This window comes from Streptomyces sp. NPDC052109, assembly GCF_040680195.1.
Classification (GTDB): Bacteria; Actinomycetota; Actinomycetes; order Streptomycetales; family Streptomycetaceae; genus Streptomyces.
On sequence record NZ_JBFAWF010000003.1, the window covers coordinates 242,244 to 262,307 of the forward strand.

General features: G+C 73.1%; 15 protein-coding genes. 6 read left to right on the forward strand and 9 right to left on the reverse strand.

Annotation, left to right across the window (positions count from 1 at the left end; translation table 11 throughout):
• Positions 1-165: 165 nt before the first annotated feature.
• From AB0L59_RS09810 to AB0L59_RS09830, 5 genes are all read right to left on the reverse strand, one after another.
• A complete protein-coding gene (locus AB0L59_RS09810; RefSeq protein WP_365581618.1) occupies positions 166-1,509 on the reverse strand; it encodes a HAMP domain-containing sensor histidine kinase in 1,344 nt (447 codons plus the stop codon).
• 131 nt (positions 1,510-1,640) lie between these two features.
• Positions 1,641-2,306, reverse strand: coding sequence for a response regulator transcription factor (locus tag AB0L59_RS09815; protein WP_365581287.1), 666 nt, complete (start codon positions 2,304-2,306; stop codon positions 1,641-1,643).
• The gene (locus AB0L59_RS09820) at positions 2,260-3,015 is read right to left on the reverse strand and encodes a phosphatase PAP2 family protein (protein ID WP_365581289.1); all 756 of its coding nucleotides are present in this window, start codon (positions 3,013-3,015) and stop codon (positions 2,260-2,262) included. Before AB0L59_RS09820 ends, AB0L59_RS09815 begins: the two co-directional genes overlap by 47 nt.
• Positions 3,012-3,623 (reverse strand): phosphatase PAP2 family protein, encoded by a 612-nt coding sequence (locus AB0L59_RS09825; RefSeq protein ID WP_365581291.1) that lies wholly within the window; start codon positions 3,621-3,623, stop codon positions 3,012-3,014. The genes AB0L59_RS09820 and AB0L59_RS09825 overlap by 4 nt, the downstream gene beginning before the upstream one ends.
• Entirely contained in the window at positions 3,620-4,282 is a 663-nt protein-coding gene (locus AB0L59_RS09830) for a DedA family protein (protein WP_365581292.1), read from the reverse strand. The genes AB0L59_RS09825 and AB0L59_RS09830 overlap by 4 nt, the downstream gene beginning before the upstream one ends.
• A gap of 212 nt (positions 4,283-4,494) precedes the next feature.
• Between AB0L59_RS09830 and efeU the strand changes: the two genes are divergently transcribed.
• The 4 genes from efeU to AB0L59_RS09850 all read left to right on the forward strand — a co-directional run bounded on the left by efeU (position 4,495) and on the right by AB0L59_RS09850 (position 9,707).
• Entirely contained in the window at positions 4,495-6,525 is a 2,031-nt protein-coding gene (gene efeU / locus AB0L59_RS09835) for an iron uptake transporter permease EfeU (RefSeq protein ID WP_365581294.1), read from the forward strand.
• A 38-nt stretch (positions 6,526-6,563) separates the two neighbouring features.
• On the forward strand, positions 6,564-7,835 hold the full coding sequence (gene efeB, locus AB0L59_RS09840; protein ID WP_365581295.1) for an iron uptake transporter deferrochelatase/peroxidase subunit: 1,272 nt from the start codon (positions 6,564-6,566) through the stop codon (positions 7,833-7,835).
• Positions 7,836-8,003: 168 nt separating this feature from the next.
• Entirely contained in the window at positions 8,004-9,161 is a 1,158-nt protein-coding gene (locus tag AB0L59_RS09845) for a HoxN/HupN/NixA family nickel/cobalt transporter (protein WP_365581297.1), read from the forward strand.
• A 69-nt stretch (positions 9,162-9,230) separates the two neighbouring features.
• Positions 9,231-9,707, forward strand: a complete 477-nt coding sequence (locus AB0L59_RS09850; RefSeq protein WP_365581298.1) for a DUF5709 domain-containing protein — start codon at positions 9,231-9,233, stop codon at positions 9,705-9,707.
• Between the two features lie 110 nt (positions 9,708-9,817).
• On the opposite strand, the gene sthA is transcribed toward AB0L59_RS09850, so the two are convergent.
• Positions 9,818-11,224, reverse strand: coding sequence for a Si-specific NAD(P)(+) transhydrogenase (gene sthA, locus AB0L59_RS09855; RefSeq protein ID WP_365581300.1), 1,407 nt, complete (start codon positions 11,222-11,224; stop codon positions 9,818-9,820).
• Between the two features lie 459 nt (positions 11,225-11,683).
• Positions 11,684-11,890 carry a hypothetical protein gene (locus tag AB0L59_RS09860; protein WP_365581301.1) on the reverse strand — a complete coding sequence of 69 codons (207 nt, stop codon included), beginning with the start codon at positions 11,888-11,890 and terminating at the stop codon, positions 11,684-11,686.
• Between the two features lie 152 nt (positions 11,891-12,042).
• Between AB0L59_RS09860 and AB0L59_RS09865 the strand changes: the two genes are divergently transcribed.
• On the forward strand, positions 12,043-13,890 hold the full coding sequence (locus AB0L59_RS09865) for a glycoside hydrolase family 15 protein (protein ID WP_365581303.1): 1,848 nt from the start codon (positions 12,043-12,045) through the stop codon (positions 13,888-13,890).
• Positions 13,891-13,981: 91 nt separating this feature from the next.
• Positions 13,982-14,215, forward strand: coding sequence for a hypothetical protein (locus tag AB0L59_RS09870; protein WP_362125572.1), 234 nt, complete (start codon positions 13,982-13,984; stop codon positions 14,213-14,215).
• A 195-nt stretch (positions 14,216-14,410) separates the two neighbouring features.
• On the opposite strand, the gene AB0L59_RS09875 is transcribed toward AB0L59_RS09870, so the two are convergent.
• On the reverse strand, positions 14,411-17,086 hold the full coding sequence (locus tag AB0L59_RS09875) for a SpoIIE family protein phosphatase (RefSeq protein WP_365581620.1): 2,676 nt from the start codon (positions 17,084-17,086) through the stop codon (positions 14,411-14,413).
• 197 nt (positions 17,087-17,283) lie between these two features.
• Positions 17,284-19,797, reverse strand: coding sequence for a SpoIIE family protein phosphatase (locus AB0L59_RS09880; protein ID WP_365581306.1), 2,514 nt, complete (start codon positions 19,795-19,797; stop codon positions 17,284-17,286).
• Positions 19,798-20,064 lie beyond the last annotated feature (267 nt).

A 20,064-nucleotide genomic window follows, 5' to 3' on the forward strand; every position in this document is an offset into this window, starting at 1 on the left:
TCAAGGTCCAGTGCAGGACGGTCGCGAGGCCGCGGCCGCTCCGCTGAGCGAGAAGGCCGGCCCGGGCCTGACCTCGGAGTCATCCTCGGCCCGGTGGTCTTCCCGATCGCGGCCCGCCCGGACGTCACCGAGGAGCGGCCGGCCGAACCGGCCTTCCGAGGGCGGTCATCCGGCCGGCAGGGTGACCATGAACCGCGCGCCGGGTCCGTGCCCGGGGTCGTGGGACACATCGCCGCCGGCGGTGCGGGCCAGGCGCCGTGCGAGCGGCAGCCCGAGGCCCGCCCCGCCGTGCCCGTCGCTTGGCTCGGCCCGCCTGCCGGGCTCGAAGAGCTGGTCCTGGAAGGCTCCGGGCACGCCCGGTCCGTCGTCCGTGACCTCGACCCGCACGCCGCCGGCCGTCCGGCACGCGGCGAGTGTGACCGTCGTCCTGGCGTAGCGCACCGCGTTGGCCAGCAACGGGCTGACGATCCGTTCGAGGAGCGCCGGCTGGACTCCGGCCGTGAGTGGCCCGGGACCGCCCCCGACGACGATCCGCACCGCGTCCGGGGTGTCCATGGAAGCGGACAGGCGCCCGAGTACCACCGGCACGTCGGCGGTGCCGGGCGCCGTCGGCACACCGGCGCGGGCCTCGTCCAGCAGGGTGTCGCAGATGGCGCGCATCGACTGCGCGGCCTCGGCCATGACCTCGTGGGAGGCCAGGGTCTCGGCGTCGGAGCGGGGACGGGAGCCCCACCAGTCCAGTTCGGCCATGATCCGGCTCAGCGGGGTGCGTAGTTCGTGCGACAGCTCGCCGGTCAGCTGCCGCTCATGCCGCAGCACCGCCCGGATCCGGTCCAGCAGGGAGTCCAACGAGTCGCCCAGCGCCGCCAGTTCGGCCGGCCGGCCGCGGCCCGCGAAGCGCTCCTCGGAGCCCACGGCACTCCACTGGGTCGCCTGGTCCGTCATCGTGCGCACCGGCCGCAGCGCCCGGCCCACCGCCAGCCGGGTCAGCGCATAGGTGCAGGCGAGCATCACGGCGTCCAGCGCGAACGAGCCCAGCAGCAGCGTTTCGGCCGAACTCCGGTACGGCTCGAGGTCCAGCGCCGTGACCACGGTGGCCCGCGCCGCCGCACCGGGCACCGGCCGCGCGCACAGCCGTATCGCGTCGGGCCCGTGCACCGTGGCACAGCCGCGCCGGCCGCGAGCGGCCAGGGCCTCGGCGGCCCGGGTGAGCGTGCCGGCACCGGACGGCGGCCGTTCCAGCAGCCTGCCGCGGGTGTAGATCCACGCGTTGGTGTCCAGGAGCCGGTCGCCGGAGGTCTCCAGCACCCGCAGACGGCCGTGACGTGTGTCGACCGTCGTCGCGACGGCGGCCGCGCGGGTGCGCAGCTCGTCGTCCGCCTCCCGCTGGAGACGGTGGCGGACCACGGTGTTGAACGCGACGGTGAGGATCACCATCAGCAGCGCGGCGGTGGTCAGCGCGACGAGGGACAGCCGGCCGCGCAGGGTGCGGGGTGCGAGCCGGGCCAGGAACGATCGCGTACGGGCGAGCCACGGCCCCTCGGCGCCGGCCGACGGTCGCGGGAGGGTGCGAGACGGGCGCAAGCGGTCCAGAAGCCGTCGGGCCGCGGGCGGAGCCGATCGCGTGCGGCGGAGAAGGGTCATGTCAGGCGGTGCCCGATCCCGCGGGCGGTGGCGATGGTCCGCTCGCTGCCCGCGGTGCGCAGCTTGCGACGCAGCCGGGTCAGGTACTGGTCCAGGGTGTTGTCGCTGACCTGCGCCCCCTCCGGCCAGCCAGCGCGCAGCAGATCGCGGCGGCGCACCAGCTCCCCGCCGGCCGCGGTGAGCGCCGCCAGCAGCCGGAACTCCGTCGGGGTGAGGTCGACGCGCCTGCCCTGCACGGTGGCGCTGTGCCGGACGGCGTCCAGCACCAGCCCGCCCGCGGCGGCGGACGCGGCCGGCGGCGCCGCCCGGCGCAGGGCGGCGCGCAGCCGGGCGGCCAGCTCGGCGAGGTGGAACGGCTTGGGCAGATAGTCGTCACCGCCCGCCGAGAAGCCCGACAGCCGGTCCGTGATGCCCTGCCGCGCGGTCAGGAAGACGACCGGGGCGAGGAAGCCGTTGGCGCGCATGGCCTGGCAGACGTCCCGGCCGTCGGCGTCGGGCAGGCCGACGTCCAGTACGACGGCGGACACGTCCGGCCTCGCCAGCCGCAGCGCGGTGGCGCCGTTCCCGGCGCAGACCGTGTCGAAGTCCTCGTCGTGCAGACCGCGGCGCAGCACGTCACGCAGGGCGTGATCGTCCTCGACGATGAGGATCCTGGGACGCATGTCTCTCCACCGGCCCGCCGGCCGAATCGCTGGGATGGGACGTGCCCGGCTCGGGGGCACGGGGGACGTGTCGCTCGGGCAGCCACCGGGCCGCCGCGCTGACGGAGGCACCGAGCCAGCCGGCGGCGAACAGCCAGCCGCCGATCACATCGGTGAACCAGTGCACGCCCAGGAAGACGCGCGTCATCCCGACCCCCGCCCCCCACAGGACCACCACTGCGCACAGCGCGGTCCGGCCCCGTGGGCCACGCAGGCACAGGGCCAGCACGAGCAGCCCCGCCGTCAGCGCGGCCGTGGTGGTGTGGCCGGAGGGGAACGACCAGCCCGAGGCGTGCGTCTGCCAGTCGTGCTGCGGCGGCCGGGTCCTGCGGACCAGGTCCATGACGCCGTAGCGCACGGCCTGGCCCGCGCCCAGGCAGAGGACGCCGAGCGGCACGGTCACCATGCGCTGCCGTGCGGTGCGCCCCGCGATCACCCCGGCCAGGACCGCCAGCACGTACGGGACGACGCCCGTCCCTGTCGCGGTCAGCGCGCGCGCCGCCGCCACCGCCACCGGCGTCCGGTGCCCGACCGACCAGGACAGCAGGCCCTGGTCCAGGTACAGGGGGCCGCCCTGATCGCTGATCACCACCGCGGCCAGCACCGCGAACGCCAGCCAGGCGCCCAGCGCCACGGTGCCCGCCGGCTCCGCGCTGTTCGCGGGTTTCATCCGGCTCCCGCCGCCAGCAGCGGGCGCAGCCACGTCTCCGCGAGCCGCCCGGCCAGGCCCGTCGGCCACCGCCGCAGGATCTTCATCGCGATGAAGGCGGCCGACCCGCCGAGCGCCGCACCCGCGACGACGTCGTGCGGATAGTGCACCCCGACCCATACCCGGGAGGCCGCCATGGCGAGCGCGCACACGGACGCGACGACGCCCAGTCGCCGGGAGACGAAGAACAGGGCGACGGCCGCGGCGCAGGCGACCGCGGTGTGGTTGCTCGGGAAGGACCAGTCGCCCCGCGCGGGACACGCCTCCAGCGTGCGGAAGACCAGGTGCCGGCACGGCCGGTCCTCCGCCACCAGCGGCTTCACGGCGCTGTTCACGGCGAACGCCACGACCACCGCCACCGGCACGGTCAGCGCCGTCATCGCCGCGACCGCTCCGTTCCGGCGGGCCCGCCACCAGCCCACGACCATGAGCAGCGCGAACACGGCCAGTCCGTAGGCCGACCACACGGCGATGGCGTCGTCCAGCCAGCCGGGGGAGCGGTGGGCAAGGTCCACCACGTCCGTGTAGAGCGGCCCGTCGACCGACGAGCCCGACAGGCCGAGCATCATCCGCGGGCCTCCTTGGCGGCCCTGCGGGAGCGCAGCACCTCGGCGGCGAGCGGGAGCAGGGAGACGAGGACGATGAGCGCGATCACCGGCAGCAGGTACTTGTCGACGTTCGGGATCGAGGAGCCGAGCGCGTACCCGGCGAGGGTGAGCCCGAGGCTCCACACGAGCCCGCCCACCACCTGCCAGAGGGTGAAGGTCCGGGCGGGGACGCCGAGCGCGCCCGCCATCGGGTTCAGCACCGTGCGCACCACCGGGACGAAGCGGGCCAGCACGATCGCCTTCGCGTGGCCGTACCGCTCCAGCAGTTCCTCGGCGCGTTGTGCGCCCTCGCGCAGCTTCGCCGAGCGGGTACGGGCCAGCAGCGCGCCGCCCGCCTTCCGGCCGAGCAGGAATCCGCACTGCGAGCCGGCCAGGGCGCCGACGGCCGCCGCGACGAGGAGCGGCCCGAGTGACAGGTGGATCCCGCGGTCGGACGCGCCCGTGCACAGCAGCCCCGCCGTGAACAGCAGGGAGTCCCCGGGCAGGAAGAACCCGATCAGCAGGCCCGTCTCGGCGAAGAGCACCACGCCCACGCCGAGCACGCCGAACGCGGCGAGCAGGGAGTGGGCGTCGAGCACGTTGACCGCGAGCTGCGACGCCAGGTGGGGGGAGGCGGCCATCGCCGTACGCCCTTTCCATCGACTTCCTCGACAAGATCCGACTACACATTTGTAGACGGTCTACCGACCTGTAGACGAACGGAGAGGGGCGAACGTTCCCGGCCTTTACCCTCCCATTGCCGCTTTATGACCGACTGACCACATGGCCATGGTCATGATGGTCCGCGAAGGTAAGGTATGCCTTCGCTAAGTAAGTGGGAGGGCCGCAGGTCATGTGGGACGACGCGTTTCCGAGTTTCCTGATCGGACTGAGGGAGGGACTCGAAGCCGGACTCATCGTCTCCATCCTGGTCGCCACCCTGGTCCGGGCCGAGGCGCGCTCGCGGCTGCCCCAGGTCTGGACCGGCGTGCTCGCCGCCGTCGCCGTGGCGATGAGCTTCGGCGCGGTGCTCACCTTCACCGCCGCGTCCATGCCGCAGACCGCCCAGGAGGCCTTCGGCGGCACCCTCAGTGTGATCGCCGTCGCGTTCGTCACCGCCATGGTGTTCTGGATGCGCCGCTCGGCCCGCAACCTCTCCGGCGAGCTGAAGCAGAAGGTGACCGGCGCCCTCGCCATGGGCTCCGGTGTGCTGGTCCTGACCTCCTTCCTCGCGGTCGGCCGTGAGGGCCTGGAGACCGCCCTGTTCCTGTGGACCACCGCCCAGGCGGCGGGCGAGTCGGCCGGACCGCTGACCGGCGCCGGGATCGGCCTGGTCCTCGCGGCCCTCCTGTGCTGGGGCCTGTACCGCCGGGTCCTGAAGATCAACCTGACCAAGTTCTTCACCGCCACCGGCGCCGTCCTGATCGTCATCGCGGCCGGTGTCCTCGGCTACGGGCTGCGCGACCTCCAGGAGGGCGGAGTGCTGCCCGGCAGGACCGCCTACGCGATCGACCTCGCGAGCAGCGTCGACGCGGGCTCCTGGTACAGCACCCTGATCCAGGGGGTCTTCAACCTCACCCCGACCATGACCTGGCTCCAGGTGGTGGCCTACGCCGGCTACCTGGCGGTCGTGATGACCCTGTTCGTGCGCGGCGTGCGGGCCACGGGCCCGAAACCCGCCGCGGAGCGCCCCGCGCGCGAGCCGAAGGCCGGCCGGCCCGAGCGGCGCCGACCGGTCTGGGTGGTGCCCGCCGCCGTGGTCGCCGTACCCGCCGTGATCGCCGGACTCGTCGTGGCCCTCTCCCGGCCCAAGCCCGCCGACGGCCAGACCGTCGCCGTCTCCGAGACCGAGTGCGGCAAGGGCTTCACCGCGCCCAAGCCCGGCCGGCAGACCTTCCAGATGCAGAACACCGGCAACAAGGCCTCCGAGGTGTACCTCATCGACCCGTCGACCAGCGCGGTCTACGGCGAGATCGAGGGCCTCGCCCCCGGCACCACCCGTGACCTCGTCGCCACCGTCGCCGGCGGCACCTACGCCTGGCGCTGCGTCCCCACCGGCGGCAAGGCCGTCACCTCCAAGGCGGTGCGGGTCAGCGGCGGCGGTGCGGCCAAGCCCGTCGTCCCCGTCTCCGCACAGGACCTCGCCGCGCCCCTGAGGCAGTACAAGGCGTACGTCGAGCAGGGGCTGGACACCCTCGTCGGCCAGACCCGCACGCTCGAGGGCGACATCGAGCACGGCCACCTCGACAAGGCCCGCACGGACTGGCTCACCGCCCACCGCACCTACGCCTCGCTCGGCGCCGCCTACGGCACCTTCGAGGACTACGACAAGAAGATCGACGGCCGGGCCGACGGACTGCCGCACGGCGAGCAGGACAAGGACTTCACCGGCTTCCTCCGCGTCGAGTACGGCCTGTGGCACGGCCAGTCCGCCAAGGACCTGACCGCCCCCGCCCGGCAGCTCGCCACCGACGCCGCGGGCCTGCGGGGAGCCTTCCCGGCGCAGGACTTCGACCCCGGCGACCTGCCGCTGCGCGCCCACGAGATCCTGGAGAACACCCTCCAGTTCGAGCTGACCGGCGACACCGACGAGGGCAGCGGCACGAACCTGGCGACCGCCGACGCCAACCTCGCCGGCACCCGCGAGCTGCTCACCGTCCTCAAGCCGCTGCTCGGCACCCGCGCGCCCGAGCTGCTCCCGACGGTCGACGCGGACATCGCCCGCCTGCAGAAGCTCCTGGACGCCGCCCACCACGGCACCGCTTGGACCCCCGTCGACAAGCTCGCCGCAGCCGACAAGCAGCGCCTGGACGGCGCCACCGGGCAGCTGCTGGAGGACCTCGCCCCGATCCCGGACCTGCTCGAGATCCGGAAGTCCGCCTGATGACCACCGCGCACCCGCACCCCGAAGGGAACCCACCGATGCTGACCGCCGACACGCCGACCTGCCCCGTCGGCCCCGCCCGCCGCTCCTTCGTGCGGACCGCGCTGGGTGCCGGTGCCGCCGGAGCGGTCCTGGCCGGCGGCGGCTTCGCCCTCGGCGAGAGCGGCGGCACCGCGCAGGCCCAGCCGGCGAACGCCGACGGCGCCGCGAGGGTCCCCTTCCACGGCGCCCACCAGGCCGGCATCGTCACCCCGGCACCGGCCGCCGCCACCTTCGTCTCCCTGGACGTCATCGCCGACGACCGCAAGGGCCTGACCGACCTGCTGAAGACCGTCACCGAGCGGGCCCGCTTCCTCACCTCCGGCGGCACCCCCGTCGACCTCGGCGTCGGCGCGCCGCCCTCCGACAACGGCATCCTGGGCCCCGAGGTCCCCTCGGACGGCCTCACCGTCACCGTCGGCGTGGGCGCCTCCCTCTTCGACGACCGCTACGGCCTCGCCAAGGCCAGGCCGGCCAGGCTGACCCCGATGCGGACCTTCCCCAACGACAACCTGAACGCGGCCGAGTGCCACGGCGACCTGTCACTGCAGATCTGCGCCCAGAGCCAGGACACCGTGCTGCACGCGCTGCGCGACATAGCCCGGCACACCCGCGGCGCGATGCAGATCAAGTGGCGCATCGACGGCTTCCAGAACGCCCCGCGTCCCAGCGGCGCCCAGCGCAACCTGCTCGGCTTCAAGGACGGCATCGCCAACCCGGACGTCACCTCCGCGCGCGAGACAGGCAAGCTGATCTGGGTCGGCGACGGCCAGGGCGAGCCGGCCTGGACCGCGGGCGGCAGCTACCAGGTGATCCGGATCATCCGGATGCTGGTGGAGTTCTGGGACCGCGTCTCCCTCACCGAGCAGGAGAAGATGTTCGGCCGCCGCAAGGACACCGGCGCGCCCCTCGACGGCGCCAAGGAGACCGACATCCCCCACTACGCCAAGGACCCGCACGGCACCGCGATCCCGCTCGACGCCCACATCCGCCTGGCCAACCCGCGCACGGCCTCGACCGACAGCTCCCGCATCCTGCGCCGCGGCTACAACTACGACCGCGGCGTGGACAGCGTCGGCAACCTCGACATGGGCCTGGTGTTCTGCTGCTACAACCAGGACGTCCAGCGCCAGTTCGAGGCGGTCCAGACCCGGCTGATCGACGAGCCCCTGGTGGACTACATCTCCCCGACGGGCGGCGGCTACTTCTTCGCCCTGCCCGGCGTCCGGGACGCCAGGGACTGGCTGGGCCGGGGCATGCTCTCCGCCTGACGGCACCCGGCCGACCCGGGCCACCGCGGCAGGTCTTTCCCTTCTCATGGGAAAGGCCTGCCGCTGCCTTTACCGACCCACTACTGCACACGTATTGCAGGTACGATTTGATGGCACAAGGCTGTGCTGTGCAGCCGTACCCCGCACGACCGAAGGACGACCCTGCCGATGACGGCCGCCCCTGGTTCCGCACCGTCCCTCCCCGCCCGGGCCGACGCCAAGCGCTCGGCCTGGCGCCGGATACGAGGCTCCATGACCCGACAGGAGTGGACCAGGGTCGGTGGCATGGCCGCCTTCGTGCTTGCGCTGCACGTCATCGGCTGGGGAACGCTGGTCGGCATCATCGCGCCGCAGCACTTCAGTGTCGGCAAGGAGTCGTTCGGCATCGGCATCGGCGTGACGGCGTACACACTCGGCATGCGGCACGCCTTCGACGCGGACCACATCGCGGCGATCGACAACACCACCCGCAAGCTGATGGGTGAGGGGCAGCGGCCGCTGTCGGTCGGCTTCTGGTTCTCCCTCGGCCACTCAAGCATCGTCTTCGGTCTCTCCCTGCTGCTCTCGCTCGGCATGAAGACCCTGGCCGGTCCGGTCCGCGACGACAACTCGCACCTGCACCAGGTCACCGGCCTCATCGGTACGACGGTCTCCGGCACGTTCCTCTACCTCATCGCCGGCATCAACCTCGTCATCCTGGCGGGTATCTGGAAGGTCTTCCGGCAGATGCGCTCCGGCGCCTACGACGAGGCCGCCCTGGAGACGCAGCTGAACAACCGCGGCTTCATGAACCGCCTGCTCGGCCGGGTCACCGGCTCCATCAGCAAGCCGTGGCAGATGTACCCGCTGGGTCTGCTGTTCGGTCTCGGCTTCGACACCGCGACGGAGATCGCCCTGCTGGTCCTCGCCGGCTCCGGCGCCGCCTCCGGCCTGCCCTGGTACGCCATCCTGTGCCTGCCGGTGCTCTTCGCCGCCGGCATGTCGCTGCTGGACACCATCGACGGCTCGTTCATGAACTTCGCCTACGAGTGGGCGTTCTCCAAGCCGGTCCGCAAGGTCTACTACAACCTCACCATCACCGGCCTGTCCGTGGCCGTCGCCCTGATCATCGGCACGGTGGAACTCCTCGGCCTCCTCGCCGACAAGCTCGACCTGCACGGCGGCTTCTGGGACTGGGTCTCCGGCCTCGACCTCAACACCGTCGGCTTCGTCATCGTCGGCCTCTTCTTCGCCACCTGGGCCGTCGCCCTGGTGGTGTGGAAGGCGGGCCGCATCGAGGAGAAGTGGACGCAGGGCCTGGCCCCGGCGGAGCAGTCGGGATCCTGACCGGGGGTTAGCCGCCCGCTTCCGGGAAACGCGGACCAGGACCGCCCGCGAGCCCAGAGGGAGGCGACCATGAGCGACCCGCAGTCCGAGCAGACCCCGATGGCGGACGACGCCTACCAGCCCACCGGAAGCAACGAGGAGCAGGAGGACGCCGGTCCCCTGGACCTCCAGGACGCGGTCGACGAGCGCACCTACGACGACATCCTCGACGAGGGCTACTCCCCGCCCGAACGCCCCCTGGGTGTCGGCAAACACGGCGTCACCGCCGCCGAACAGCGCGAGGGGGAGACCCTGGACGAACGGCTCGTCCAGGAAGTCCCCGACGCGCAGCCGACGGCCGGCGACGAGATCGGCGACCTGCCGGGCGGTGAGGGCGAGCCGGTGGACCCTGAGGCGGGCGGGTCCCGGGCCGGCCGCCTGGTCGCCCCCGACGAGGGCGCCCACCCCGACACGGTCAAGGAGGAGGTCGCAAGGGACGTCGGCATCGACGGGGGAGCGGCGGCCGCGGAAGAGGCCGCGGTCCACGTGGTGGAGGAAGACGCCTGAGCTCTCGAGCCGAGGGCCCTGGTCCCACCTGAGGGGGCGTGGGGCGCGGGGAATTGCGCGAGCAACCGCCGACGACCCGCACCCGGTGTCGACGAGCACCCGACACGGCGCTAATCCAGCCGGTCGATCTGGCGAAGGCGATTCGTCGCGTCCAGCGCAGCGACCTTGTAGGACTCGGCCAGCGTCGGGTAGTTGAACACCGCGTTGACCAGGTAGTCCACCGTCCCCCCGCACCCCATCACGGACTGCCCGATGTGGATCAACTCCGTCGCGCCCGAGCCGAAGCAGTGCACCCCGAGCAGCGTCCGGTCCCGGCTCGAGACGAGCAGCTTCAACATGCCGTGCGAGTCCCCGATGATCTGCCCGCGGGCCAGCTCCCGGTAGCGGGCCACGCCCACCTCGAACGGCACCCGGTCCTCGGTCAGCTGGTCCTCGGTCCGGCCGACGAAGCTGATCTCCGGGATGGTGTAGATACCGATGGGCTGCAGCTGGTGCATCCGCCCGACCGGCTCCCCGCACGCGTGGTACGCGGCGGCGCGTCCCTGCTCCATCGAGGTCGCCGCGAGTGCCGGGAAGCCGATGACGTCACCGACCGCGTAGATGTGCGGCACCTCGGTGCGGTAGTTCTCGTCCACCTTGATCCGGCCCCGCGCGTCCGCCGCCAGGCCGGCTCTGCCCAGGTCGAGTTCGTCGGTGAGACCCTGCCGGCCGGCCGAGTACATCACCGTGTCCGCGGGGATCTTCTTGCCGCTCTCCAGCACGGTGAGCGTGCCCCGGGGATGGCGTTCGACGGCGGCGACGGTCTCGCCGAACCGGAAGGTGACGGCCAGGTCCCGCAGGTGGTACTTGAGCGACTCCACGATCTCCACGTCGCACAGGTCCAGCATCCCGGGGCGCCTCTCCACCACGGTCACCTTGCTGCCCAGCGCGGCGAACATGGAGGCGTACTCCATGCCGATCACGCCGGCCCCCACGATCACCATGGACCGCGGCACCCGCTCCAGCGAGAGCACGTTGTCCGAGTCCATGATCGTCCGCCCGTCGAACTCGACCGTGTCCGGGCGGGCCGGCCGGGTGCCGGTGGCGATGACGATGTGCCCCGCGCTCAGACGCCGTTCCCGTCCGGAGAGCTCGGACAGCGCCACGGTGTGCGGATCGGCGAAGCGGGCCGTACCGGAGTACACGGTCACGTGGTTGCGGGCGAGCTGGCTGCGGACGACGTCCACCTCGCGGCCGACCACGTGCTGGGTGCGCGCGGTCAGGTCGGCGACGGTGATCTCGTCCTTCAGCCGGTAGCTCTGCCCGTACAGGTCGCGCTGGGTGAGACCCGTCAGGTACAGCACGGCCTCGCGCAGGGTCTTGGAAGGGATGGTTCCGGTATGCAGGGAGACCCCGCCGAGCATGTCGGGGCGGTCGACGACGGCGACCCGGCGGCCCAGCTTGGCCGCGGCGATGGCGGCCTTCTGACCGCCGGGTCCGGATCCGATGACGAGCATGTCGAAGTCGAAGTCGGGCACCCTCGGGAGTCTGTCAGTCCTCCGGCCCGCTCCGGAAGGGATCGCCGAGGCGAAATCCCCCGAACCGCACGGGAATTGCGGCCCCCGCCCGCTCTCCTCGGCCACCCGCAAGCACGGCATGCCCCTCGCCGCGCGCCCCGAGGGTGCCGCCGGGTTTCCCGGGGTGGTGCGGCCGGGACCGGTGAGGCACTCGACGCCGCCCCGGAGGGGAACCGATGGGGTTGGCCCGCGGCGCTGGGCGAGCACGCGGTGGGCGAGCGGGTGAGCGACGCCGACGGACATGTGCAGCCGCTGGAGCTGTGCTGGAACCGGGGCGGGTACGGCAACGACGCGGTGCGTTGGGTGCCGGTCGTTCACGCCCCGCGGCGGAGCTGCACCTCACACCCGGGCCCGCGCCCCTTCAGGCCGGCCCGCCCCACCCCCGTTGGCGACTGGAGTCCCCTGCTTCCCCGGACCGCCCTACGGCAGCAGCCTCTCGATGGCTGTCGGGCCCTCCTTCTCCATCTTGCGGCGTGCCCAGTCGAGGTTCTGCGGGGTGACGTCCCTGCCCGCCGCCATCACCAGGTCCTCCGGGGTGACATCCCTGGAGGGAGCCGAGTGGAGCAGGGCGTCCGGGGTGCAGTGGTCGTCGGACGACCGGGATTCGTCGGGTGTGGTTTTCGACATGATGCCTCCTCCTCGGTCCGGATGACCGCATCCGTGCCGGTGCCGCCGAACGGGGCACACTCTCACCATTCCCCGCAGCGCCTTCCCACGCCACCGGAGGGCACTCGCTCCTAAGCTGGAAATATCTCGCACCGCTCACCGGGAGGCCGCCGATGGCCGAGACCCCGTTTCCCGAGGACATCCGCTCGAGCTCCAGCCCCCGCTATCTGCCGATCGCGGAGCACGGACTCATCGGAGACCTGCGCAGTGTCGCCCTGGTGGGCACGAACGGCACCATCGACTGGTACTGCTGTCCGTCCTTCGACGCCCCCAGCGTCTTCGCGGCCATCCTCGACTCCGAGCGCGGCGGCTGCTTCGAGCTGGCCGCCGCCGTACGCGCGCGTACCAAGCAGTTCTACTTCCCCGACACCAACGTACTGATCACCCGGTTCTTCACCGAGGACGGCGTCGGCGAGGTGCAGGACTTCATGCCCGTCACCTCGGACGGCGTGGGCGAGGCCGGCCGGCACCGGCTGATCCGCCGCGTGGTGTGCGTCCGCGGCACCGTCCCGTTCCGGGTGCTGGTGGCCCCGCGCTTCGGCTACGGCGCCGTGCCGCACACCCTGCGCACCGTCGACGGCGTCGTCGTCTTCGACTCCGCCGAGCAGTGCCTGGCGCTGACGTCCACGGTCGACCTGGAGTGCGACGCCCGGGACGCGCGCGCCGACTTCAAGCTCGGGGAGGGCGAGACCGCCGTGTTCGCCCTCGACCAGCTCTGCGGCGCGGTGGCACCCCGCGGCTGCGCTCGTGCCGAGGCCGAGCACGAGTTCAACGCCACGGTCACCTACTGGCGGCGCTGGCTGCACCAGTCGCGCTACCGGGGCCGCTGGCGCGAGATGGTGCACCGCTCCGCGCTCACCCTGAAACTGCTCACCTACGCCCCCACCGGCGCCATCGTCGCCGCCCCCACCACCAGCCTGCCCGAGCAGCTCGGCGGCGAGCGCAACTGGGACTACCGCTATGTGTGGGTGCGCGACGCCGCCTTCGCCGTCTACGCGCTGCTGCGGCTCGGTTTCCCCGGCGAGGCCGATGCCTTCATGCGCTTCCTCACCACCCATGTCAGCCCCTGCGACCCCGCCGAAGGCGGCGCGCCGCTGCAGATCATGTACGGCATCGACGGCCGCACCGAGCTGCCCGAACGAGTGCTGCCGCACCTGGAGGGCCACCAGGGCTCCGCCCCGGTCCGCGTCGGCAACGCCGCCGCGGGGCAGCTCCAGCTGGACATCTACGGCGCCCTGATCGACTCGATCTACCTGTACGACAAGTGGGCCCAGCCGATCTCCAGCGGTCAGTGGGACGATGTGTGCCAGCTGGTCGACTGGGTGTGCGACCACTGGGACCAGCCCGACGAGGGTGTGTGGGAGACCCGCGGCGGCCGCCGGAACTTCACCTACTCACGGCTGATGTGCTGGGTCGCCATCGAGCGGGCCATCCGGCTCGCCCGCCGGCGCGGGCTGCCCGCCGACCTGCTCCGCTGGAGCCAGGCCCGCGACACGATCTACCGGTGGATCATGGACCGCGGCTGGTCCGAACGGCGTGGCGCCTTCGTGCAGTACGAGGGTGGCGACGTCCTGGACGCCTCGCTGCTGATGATGCCGCTCGGCAAGTTCGTCGCCCCCACCGACCCCAAGTGGCTGTCCACCCTGGACGCCCTCACCGAGGACCTGGTCTCCGACTCGCTCGTCTACCGCTACGACCCGCAGTCCAGCCCCGACGGGCTGCGCGGCGACGAGGGCACCTTCTCCATCTGCTCGTTCTGGTACGTCGAGGCTCTGGTGCGGGCCGGCCGGCTCGACGAGGCCCGGCTGGCCTTCGAGAAGATGCTCACCTACGCCAACCACCTCGGCCTGTACGCGGAGGAGATCGGCCGCACCGGCGAGCAACAGGGCAACTTCCCGCAGGCGTTCACCCATCTCGCCCTGATCAGCGCCGCCTTCAACCTCGACCGCGCCCTCGGCTGACCGAGAGGGCTGTGTGTGCGCAGGCCGCACGGGTACCCGGGAGTCTCCGCAAGGAGAACGACGCAGGGTCGACAGAAGGAGGAGACCCCGTATGACCAGCACCAGCGAGACCGGTGGCGTCACCGGGACGCGCGACAAGAACTACGACCTGATCTGGTACGTCGAGGCGTGCCTGGACAACGCCCTGCGCCTGGAGACGTACATCCAGGACGCCGAACGCGACCACGACAACGCGCTCGTGGACCTCTTCCACAAGGCCCAGGCCGACAGCCGCAAGGGCGCGGAGATGGGGAAGCAGCTGCTGCGCGAGCGGCTGAGCGCCTGACCGCCTCCTCCGCTCGGGCGAACCGGTGAACCGGGACAGGCCCGGCGGACCGCGGTCGCGGCCGGTCGGCATGCAGCCAGGTGCCCTGAACGGCACCGGCGAGCTTGGCGAACGCCGCGCCGGGGTCCGCCGGGCCTTCGCCGTGTCTCGTCGTGCCCGGGAGCGGCGACCGGCCGCCGCGGCGGACCAGGTGCGTCACAGGAACCCGGGGACTTCCAGGTCTTGAGGAGCTCGGGGGACTCCTGCCGACGGCAGTGGCTGCTCCGCCCAGATGACCTTGCCCTGGGGGGTGTAGCGGGTGCCCCAGCGCTCGGCGAGCTGCGCCACCAGGAACAGGCCCCGGCCGCCCTCGTCGGTGGTCGCCGCGTACCGCAGATGCGGCGAGGTCGTGCTGCTGTCCGAGACCTCGCAGATCAGCGTGCGGTCGCGCAGCAACCGTACGCCGATCGGGCCGCGGCCGTGCCGGATGGCGTTGGTGACGAGCTCGCTCAGGATCAGCTCCGTCGTGAACGTCAGCTCGTCGAGGTCCCACTCGGCGAGGCGCCGGGTCACGGCGGAACGCACCTCCGACACCGCCGCCGGGTCGGTCGGCACCTGCCACTCGGCGACCCGGCCGGGGCCCAGCACCCTCGTGCGGGCGACGATCAGCGCGACGTCGTCGTTGGGCCGGGCCGGCAGCCGGTCCAGGACCGCGCGGCAGGTCTCTTCCGGCGAGGCGTCCGGGGTGCCGCGCAGGGCGTCGCGCAGCAGGTCGAGACCGACGTCGATGTCCCGCTCGCGGTCCTCCACCAGCCCGTCGGTGTAGAGCACCAGCCGGCTGCCCTCAGCCAGCTCCAGCTCGGCCGTCTCGAACGGCAGCCCGCCGAGCCCCAGCGGCGGTCCCGCGGGCACCTCCGGGAACTCGACCCGGCCGTCGGGGTGCACCAGCGCGGGCGGCGGATGGCCGGCCCGGGCCATGGCGCACCGCCGCTGGACCGGGTCGTACACCGCGTACAGGCAGGTCGCGCCGGTGATCGCCGCGGAGCCGTCCGCGGCGGTCTCGTCCTGGTCGAGCCGGCTCACCAGCTCGTCCAGCAGGCCGAGGAGTTCGTCCGGCGGCAGGTCGAGCGCGGAGAAGTTGTGCACCGCCGTGCGCAGCCGGCCCATGGTGGCCGCCGCGTGCAGCCCGTGCCCCACGACGTCGCCCACCACCAGTGCCACCCGGGCACCGGACAGCGGCAGGACGTCGAACCAGTCGCCGCCCACCCCCGACTGCGCCGGCAGATAGCGGTAGGCGATCTCCAGGGCGCCCTGCTCGGGCAGCGAGCGCGGCAGCAGACTGCGCTGCAGGGTGACCGCCATACTGTGCTCGCGCGTGTACCGGCGGGCGTTGTCGATGGACACCGCCGCCCGGGCGACCAGCTCGTCGGCGAGGGCCAGCTCCTCGTCGTCGAAGGGCTGCGGCTTCTCCGAACGCCAGAAGTTCGCCACACCCAGCACCAGGCTGCCCGCCCTCAGCGGCACGGTGATCAGCGAGTGGACGCCGTACGCCAGGACCTGACCGGTGCGCTCCGGGTTCTGCGCGCGCCAGCCGGGCGCCTCGCGCAGCCGGGGCACGAGCACCGACTGCCCGGTGGTCAGGCTGCGTGCCTGCGGCGAGGTGGCCACCCACCGGATCCGCTCGCCGACCGGGTACAGCGGGGCGTCCTTGCGGATGCCGGCGGAAGCCGCGCGGCGCAGCGCGGTCCCCGGCTTCGGCTCCTCGCCGTGCAGCACCGCGTCGAACAGGTCCACGGTCGTGAAGTCCGCGAACCGGGGTACCGCCAGCTGGGCCAGCTCCTCCGCGGTACGGCCCACGTCCAGGCTGGTGCCGATGCCCACCCCGGCGTCGTACAGCATGTTCAGCCGCTCGCGCGCCACCTCCGCACGGCCGGACAGCGCGCGCAGCTCGGTGGAGTCGCGCAGCGTGGTGACACTGCCGGCCGGGCCGCCGCGCACATCGGTGGGGCGCTGGTTGATAGCCAGCAGCCGGTCCTTGACCAGGTGCACCTCGTCCGTCGCCACCCGGCCCGAGGCGAGCAGCGTCGCCGTCTCGTCGTCCAGGCCCAGCTCCAGCACGCTGCGCCGCTCGGCGTCATCGGGCAGGTCCAGCAGCCGGTGCGCCTCGTCGTTGGCGAGCAGCAGCCGGCCGTCGTCGCCGACGATCAGCACACCCTCCCGCACCGCGTGCAGCACCGCGTCGTGGTGCTCGTACATCCGGGTCATCTCGTACGGTCCCAGGCCGTGCGTCTGGCGCAGCAGCCGTCTGCCGACCAGGGCCGTGCCGCCGAGGGCCAGCGCGAGCGCCGCCGCTGCCGCCGCGAGGAGCAGCGGCAGCGTCTGGTCGGCGGCCCCGCCCACGTGAGCCGTGGTGATCCCGGCCGACACCAGACCCACCACCTTGCCCGCGGAGTCCTTCACCGGCACCACGACCTGCACCAGCGGGCCGATCGTGCCCTTGACGTGCTCGGTGACCGTACCTCCGGCCACCGCCGGGCCGATCGTGCCGACGAACTTCTTGCCGATGCGAGCGGGGTTGGGGTGTGTGTAGCGGATGCCGTCGGTGTTCATCACCACGACGAAGTCCACGCCGGTCGCCTTGCGGACGGCCTCCGCACGGGGCTGCAGCACGGCGGTGGGATCCGGGCCGCGCAGCGCCGCGGCCGTGCCGGGCGCGTGCGCGAAGGTCTCGGCGACGGCGAGGGAGCGGTTCTGTGCCTCGCGGTCGCTGTCGTGCCGCACCTGGAGCACCTCCGCCACCACCGCGGAGACGACCAGCAGCAGCACGATCACCACTTGGAGCAGGAACACCTGACCGGCGACGCTGCGTCCGGTCAACGCCGACCGCAGCATCCCGGGCCGGCCGCCGTTCCCGCCCGAGGCGTGCGGCCGCGGGCCCTGCGCTGGGCGCGGGTGCCCGGAGGGACGGGTCGGCCGTGTGGCAGGCCGGCCGGGCAGTCGCACCATGTGCCCATGTCTACACTGCCCGGCCCCGTCCGGCGAGACCGTCCGCGGCGGTGGCGGCCGCCGATCGGAGTGGCGTGGCCCGGTCACCGGCGGGACACGGGGGTCGAGCGACGCGCGGCGAGCAGCAGCGCCACGTCGTCGGGGCGGTCGGCGGCATGCCGGGCGGCGGCCGTGAGCCGGTCGGCGACCCCGCCCAGCGACCGGCCGCCCCGGCCCACGGCGGCGGCCCCGGCCCGGGCGAGCGCCAGCCGCAGCGCCGTGATGCCGTCGTCGATGTCGGTGCCCGGCCGCTCCACCAGCCCGTCGGTGTACAGGGCGAGGATCGCGTCCGGCTCCAGCAGCAGCTCTGCCACGGGGTACCGGGCGTGCGGATCCACCCCGAGGACGACGCCGCCGGGGACGTCGAGCAGCCGGGTCTGCCCGCCGGGGGAGCGCAGGAGCGGCGGCGGATGCCCCGCCCGGGCGATCCGGGCCAGGCCGGTCGCGGGGTCCAGCCGCAGGTAGCAGCAGCTGGCGAACTGGCCGGGGTCGAGGTCGATCAGCAGATGGTTGGTGCCGCACAGCACCTCGTCGGGCGGCCGGTCGCCCAGCGCGAACGCGCGCACCGCACTGCGCAGCTGCCCCATGGTGGCCGCCGCCTGCACCCCGTGCCCCTGCACATCACCGATCACGAGCGCGAGCCCGTCCCCCGCCTCGACCACGTCGTACCAGTCACCGCCGACGTCCATGCCCTGCGTGCCCGGCAGATACCGGCCGGCCGTCTCCACCAGCGGATGCGCGGACAGCCGGTGGGGCAGCAGCGCCTGCTGCAGCCCACGGGCGAGGGCGGCCTCGCTGTCGTAGCGCTGCGCCCGCTCCATGGCGTGCGCGATCAGTCCCGCGAGCGCGGTGAGGACCGCGGACTCCTCGGTGCTGAAGCGGCGCGAGCCCTCGAATCCGAGGATGCACGAGCCGACCGGCCGGCCGGAGGCGATCAGCGGCAGGAAGGCGCGGGCACCCTCGTAGGCGTCCAGCGGAATGCCGGGGTAGGAGGCCGCCAGCTGCTGCATGGACTCGAAGAACAGCGGCCGGCCCGTGGTCAGGCACTCCACGCCCGGCAGCCGGGCGTCCAGTCCGATGCCCTCGAACCGGGCGAGGAACCCCTGCGGGAACCCGGTTTCCCAGGCGAGATACAGATGCCGCTCCTGGAGCAGATAGATGGCGAGGCGCCGGCCGCCGAACGCGGGCAGCAGTTCCTGCATGACCACCGCCGACACCTGCCGGGCGGTCACCGCGTCGGTCAGGGCGATCGCGAGGGCGATCGGCCGGTACAGCGGAGCCATGGACTGGCCGGCCGCCACCGCGTCCTCCGGAACGTGCTCCTCGAGGAGCGACTCGACCGGCGTGTCCATCCGGCTGGCCGGGACGAGCGTGCAGGTCAGCAGGTCCTCGCCGGGATGCACCGACATGGCGAGCCAGTCTCCCCCGTCGGACTCGGCGTGCCCGTCGGCCGGCCGCCGCACATGGAAGTGCACCGGATCCGGGGCCAGCAGCGCGCCGCGCAGATGGTCGTCGTACGGCGGACCGGCCAGCCACGGCATCGCCTCCCACAGCGGCCGCCCGACCAGCCAGTCCCGCTCCCGGCCGACCAGCCGGGCCGCGGCCTCGTTGGCGTACACGATCAGCCCCAGCCGGTCCAGGCAGAACACGCCCTGGGGCAGCAGGTCGGCCGCGCCGTCCGCGGAGGTGGTGGGACCCACGCCGAACAGCACCCCGCCGACCCGCTCCGCGCCCTCGTGCCCGGCGTCCGGCCACAGGTCCAGCAGCAGCGGAGTGCCGTCCCGCGCGCGCAGACCGAGCGGTGCCGCCGGCGGCTTCCCGGCGGCCGTGTCGCGCAGCGCGGTCAGGATCCGCTCGGCGTCGTCGGGGGCCAGGGCGTCCGCGAGCGCCGTGTCCGTCTCCTCGAAGTCGGCGGGGCTCAGTCCGAGCAGGGCGCACAACCGGTCGTCCGAGCGCACCGCGCAGCTCACGGGATCCCAGCGGAACCGCGCCATCGCCGCTTGTGTGGGCCGGCGCGCGGGCGGGCGTACGCCCAGCGGCTCGCCGTCCCAGGCGACCGCGCCGGCGTCGCCGTCGGCCAGTCCGACCAGCTCGGCGCCGAGCCCTTCGGCCAGCCGGGCGAGCAGTTCCCGGTCCAGCAGGAGCTCGTCCAGGGTGTCCGACACCGCCGGGCGCAGCACGGTGAGCACGCCCAGCGGCTCGCTCCCGCCCGGGACCGGCACGTGCACCGACCCGAACGGGAAGGGCAGGCCCGCCGCGAACTGCGGATACCGGCGCACCGTCTCGGCGGCGTTCGCCAGCACCACCTGTACGCCGAGACGGTAGGCGTCGGCGACGGGGAAGGGCCGCGCGACGTGCAGCCGCCACCAGGGCCGGAACAGCGGAGCGGGCAGCCCCGCGAGCACCGCCAGGCGCAGCAGGCCCGGGGTGCCGGACCGCAGATACACACCGGCCACCCGGCCGCCGGCCGCCCCGAGCGCGCCGGTCGAGGTGTCGGCCAGCAGCGTGGCCAGCCGGGCCCGCGTACGGACCGCCTGCTCACCACCGCTCCTGGCCATCGCCCTTACCTCGTCCCGTGCGCCTCAGGGTGGATGACACAGCAAGAATGCGCCAGGAGGGCGGTGCGACGCACCTGGGCGGGGTGAGAAAACTGTGAGCGAGGCGCGGCGCGGGAGTCGGAGGGTGCTGTTCCGCGGCACCGCCGCCCTTCTCCCGCCGGTGCCCGTCCCGGCGTGGCGGGTCCCTCGACCGCTTCCTGGGTGGGCGGGTGGTACGGCGGCCGTGCGCGGGCGAACGGACGCGGTCACCTCTGAGGTGGCCGATCC

Coding starts and splice junctions, on each gene's coding strand:
- AB0L59_RS09815 (WP_365581287.1), bottom strand. CDS start 2,306: ATGCGTCCCAGGATCCTCATCGTCGAGGACGATCACGCCCTGCGTGAC.
- AB0L59_RS09820 (WP_365581289.1), bottom strand. CDS start 3,015: ATGAAACCCGCGAACAGCGCGGAGCCGGCGGGCACCGTGGCGCTGGGC.
- AB0L59_RS09825 (WP_365581291.1), bottom strand. CDS start 3,623: ATGATGCTCGGCCTGTCGGGCTCGTCGGTCGACGGGCCGCTCTACACG.
- AB0L59_RS09830 (WP_365581292.1), bottom strand. CDS start 4,282: ATGGCCGCCTCCCCCCACCTGGCGTCGCAGCTCGCGGTCAACGTGCTC.
- efeU (WP_365581294.1), top strand. CDS start 4,495: ATGTGGGACGACGCGTTTCCGAGTTTCCTGATCGGACTGAGGGAGGGA.
- efeB (WP_365581295.1), top strand. CDS start 6,564: ATGCTGACCGCCGACACGCCGACCTGCCCCGTCGGCCCCGCCCGCCGC.
- AB0L59_RS09845 (WP_365581297.1), top strand. CDS start 8,004: ATGACGGCCGCCCCTGGTTCCGCACCGTCCCTCCCCGCCCGGGCCGAC.
- AB0L59_RS09850 (WP_365581298.1), top strand. CDS start 9,231: ATGAGCGACCCGCAGTCCGAGCAGACCCCGATGGCGGACGACGCCTAC.
- AB0L59_RS09860 (WP_365581301.1), bottom strand. CDS start 11,890: ATGTCGAAAACCACACCCGACGAATCCCGGTCGTCCGACGACCACTGC.
- AB0L59_RS09865 (WP_365581303.1), top strand. CDS start 12,043: ATGGCCGAGACCCCGTTTCCCGAGGACATCCGCTCGAGCTCCAGCCCC.
- AB0L59_RS09870 (WP_362125572.1), top strand. CDS start 13,982: ATGACCAGCACCAGCGAGACCGGTGGCGTCACCGGGACGCGCGACAAG.
- AB0L59_RS09875 (WP_365581620.1), bottom strand. CDS start 17,086: ATGCTGCGGTCGGCGTTGACCGGACGCAGCGTCGCCGGTCAGGTGTTC.
- AB0L59_RS09880 (WP_365581306.1), bottom strand. CDS start 19,797: ATGGCCAGGAGCGGTGGTGAGCAGGCGGTCCGTACGCGGGCCCGGCTG.